Origin of the sequence: Methylobacterium sp. GC_Met_2, from assembly GCF_026540795.1 — a bacterium.
GTDB lineage: Bacteria > Pseudomonadota > Alphaproteobacteria > Rhizobiales > Beijerinckiaceae > Methylobacterium.
In genome coordinates, this window is sequence record NZ_JALNUM010000225.1 from 1 (window position 1) to 3084 (window position 3084).

Below are 3084 nucleotides of genomic sequence, written 5' to 3' on the forward strand. Positions count from 1 at the left end.
GATCGCATTATCCAGGCCGCAAAGCGCGGGCACCAAGTGTTAGACTCGCACCACTAGCTCGCCAACCGAAATAGGCGACGGCCAGCAGCGTCAGGAAAAGTCCGGCCCACGAGCCGCCCTCCGAGATCTTCGCGACGAACCATTCCGCCGGTGTCGGCGCGGCGGGATCCTGTAACCAGCCAATCCCCATCACCGCGGTCGCGAGCAGTGCGAGAACGAGCAGGACTAGGTTCTTGACCGGCATCAGTTTGCACCTTCCGGATCCCTACGATGCCGCAGGTAGCCCTGGCCGGCACGCGAGCGGCTCAAAGCGCATCCAGCAGCCAAGCCGCCGCCATCATCGCAACCCCGCCGCAAACCAGCGCCGTGGCGATGTAGAAATGGAAACGGTCATAAAGGGCGATCGGCATTGATGGCGTCTCGGCGTAGCGAAGCCCCTGATGCCCCTGGACTGCCTCTACCTGCCAGCGCAAAATTTTAACGGTTCGTCAATTCAGTATTTGCGTGATCCACAGGCCACATAGGCTGAGGGTCAGCCAATGCCGCGGCTTACGAGGTCGCCTAGGACCACGGCAGCGACGACCACGATCGCGGCTGCCGCGGCTATGAGGATGGCCCGCATCTGACCGCTCCGGCGTTCGAACGGAGCCCTCCGTCGCGTGAAGCAGCCCGTTATCTTCAAGCGCTCTGCGAGGGTTTCAGTTCGCCCCCTCAGGATCCTCACGGTGCCGCACGTAGCCTTGCCGGTGAGCCGTCCGAGAGGGCCAGCTGCGGTCTAATTCCAGTCGTCATCATCGGCCGGCGACCCAGGCGGCAGAGGTCCATCACCGATCACGCCAGGATCACCGTAGTTGAAGGGCGGTCCGTCGAAGCCGACTACGCCTTCCGGATTATCAGGCGTCACGTTCGGGTCGACACGTCGGCCGCTATCTTCTGGAATACCGAGGCGCCGGTCGAGCCGGTCCATGCGTTTGAGGTCGTGCTGGATGGGGATGTCCTGCTGCGCTTGCGCCAAGGCTACGGGGCTGGCCACCATGAGCAGCAAGACTGTGACGGTGCTGCGCTTCATCTCAGATAGCCCTTCGCCTTCAGGTGCTCGGTGAGAGCGTCAGTTCGACCTGTCAACATGCTCGCGTTCCTCGATCAGTTTGGCGCCGAGGCCCACGGGCTGGGTTGGACGGCCCCGCAGCTGTTCGGGGTTCATCCACAGCACGGCTTCCTGCGCGTGGAGTATGCCGGCGCCCTGATGGGCAACGGCGCGCCTGCCATCGGCGTCGAGGCCGATCGGATCGTGTTCGAGCGCTTCTCCGGCTACCGGACGAAGCCAGGTCAGGTCTGCGGGCCGCCGATGTGGGAGTTCGCCGCGCGGGCGCTCTGACGATCCGCCTCATCCTCGGCCGCGTGCTGCCTCTTGATGGTGCTTAGCTGATGGAGCCGAAGGATGGCTTGCTCATGCGCTTGGATGACACGGATATCGCCGAGTGCCTGCTCGATCTGTCGCCGATGCCAGGAGCGAAGATCAGATAGCACCTGGAGGTCGCCCATCTGCTCCTCGGTCATGCTAGCCTCTCCCAGATCATCCTGGGCAGCGCAAGCGACCGTAGTGGCAAGAGGTTTCTAGCCTCATCCACACGGTTCCCCAGCGATCTCGGTAGTCATCCTCCCTGCTTGTTGAACCCCACTGCCATTTCGGACTTGCGGCGCAGGTCGCCGACGCTGGGGATCTCTTTGGCCATGGCTGGGAGGTCGCGTAGTGCCGGTGACGCGTTGATCGGATCACGGCAACCGCGCAACAAAAAGCCCGGCCTTTCGGCCGGGCGAGTTGGGGTCCCTTTGCACGGGGACATCGAGATCAGGAAGCTTTGGGAACAACCAGTCTCGAACTGGGAAACTAGAAGTCGCGCTGGACGCGGAAGCGGACCTGCGACACTGAGTCTTGCGTGGCGGTACGGACCGCGAAGGTGCCGTTGTTGATGCCGGCGATGTTGGCGTAGGCGGTCGGGCTCTTGTCGAGGTCGATTGCCCGGCCGTTCTTCAGGCCGATCTGGGTGTAGAACGCCTCGACGCCGATATCGAGATCCTTGACCGGCGACCAGATGATGCTGCCACCCGCCACGAACTGGTAGGTGTCGCGCAGCGCCTGGCTCAGGTTGAAGAACCGGGTACCGGGCGTGCCGACGGCGTTGGAGCCGAATGGGTTGCTGCCGGCCAGACCGCTCACGAGGTTGTAGATCGCGCCCTGGGCGAGGCGCGCGCCCTGGCCGAAGCTCTGCTCGCCGTAAGAGCCGAAGAAGGCCGAGCGCCATTCCGGCGTCCAGTAGTGCAGGTACGACGCGACCGCCGTGAAGCTGGTCGAGGTCTGCAGCTGGCCGGTGAACGGATTGACCGTCGCATCGGAGAAGTACTGAGCGAACTTCTGACCCTGGATGGTCGTGGTGCTCTGGGTGTACGAGCCGGTGTACGAGGAGTAGCCGGTGTAGAGCTGCGCGCCCTCGCCGTAGGCACCCTGCAGGTACAGGGCGTCGCCCGGGGCGATGAACGGCGCGTTGATCTTTAGGCCGCCCTGCACCGCGAAGCCCTGAACGTTGCGGGTATGGGCCGGGACGAGGACCGGACCGGTGCCAGTGCTGGCGGCGGTGGAGAGGTTGCCGACGTTCAGCTCGTGGGTGGCGGCCGAGAGCTGGGCCGAGCCCCAGGCCTGATCGAGGCGGACGACGCCGACGAAGTCGGGCAGGCGCGAGCGCTCGATGCTGTCGATGTTGCCATACCGGCCCGGGCCGACGAAGATCGGGGTCGGCTGGTTGGTCACGCCGAAGTTCTGCACGCTACCGGTGTTGAGGGTGGCGGCGATATTGAACGGCGAGAAGATCGGGGTGCGGCGGAAGACCGGGTCTTCGATCGAGATCGTCGCCGACAGGACGTTGCCGACCGTGGCGGTGTAGGCCAGCAGGTTGGTCGAGAAGTTGTCTGAACCCGCGGTGGCGCCAGCGAACTCGAAATCGTGGGCGTAGAAGTCGAAGAACGAGGAGGCGCGACCGGCGGTGAGCCCCGCGAACTGGATGAACGCCTTGTCGACGTTCATGT

The 3084-nt window shown here is 64.2% G+C and carries 5 protein-coding genes; 1 reads left to right on the forward strand and 4 read right to left on the reverse strand.

Features of this window, described 5'->3' with window-relative positions; translation table 11 throughout:
- Positions 1 to 7: 7 nt before the first annotated feature.
- Entirely contained in the window at positions 8 to 244 is a 237-nt protein-coding gene (locus OXS49_RS32970; protein WP_267428711.1) for a hypothetical protein, read from the reverse strand.
- Positions 245 to 775: 531 nt separating this feature from the next.
- Positions 776 to 1069 carry a hypothetical protein gene (locus OXS49_RS32975; RefSeq protein WP_267428712.1) on the reverse strand — a complete coding sequence of 98 codons (294 nt, stop codon included), beginning with the start codon at positions 1067 to 1069 and terminating at the stop codon, positions 776 to 778.
- A gap of 57 nt (positions 1070 to 1126) precedes the next feature.
- On the opposite strand from OXS49_RS32975, the gene OXS49_RS32980 reads away from it, so the two are divergent.
- Positions 1127 to 1378: a hypothetical protein gene (locus tag OXS49_RS32980; protein ID WP_267428713.1), complete on the forward strand. Its 252-nt coding sequence runs from the start codon at positions 1127 to 1129 to the stop codon at positions 1376 to 1378.
- Here OXS49_RS32980 and OXS49_RS32985 read toward each other — a convergent pair.
- Both OXS49_RS32985 and OXS49_RS32990 read right to left on the reverse strand, forming a co-directional pair.
- The gene (locus tag OXS49_RS32985) at positions 1330 to 1560 is read right to left on the reverse strand and encodes a hypothetical protein (protein ID WP_267428714.1); all 231 of its coding nucleotides are present in this window, start codon (positions 1558 to 1560) and stop codon (positions 1330 to 1332) included. The two genes, OXS49_RS32980 and OXS49_RS32985, sit on opposite strands and share 49 nt — an antisense overlap.
- Positions 1561 to 1891: 331 nt before the next feature.
- Positions 1892 to 3084 (reverse strand): porin (locus OXS49_RS32990; RefSeq protein ID WP_267428715.1); only part of this gene is annotated, 1193 nt, incomplete at its 5' end.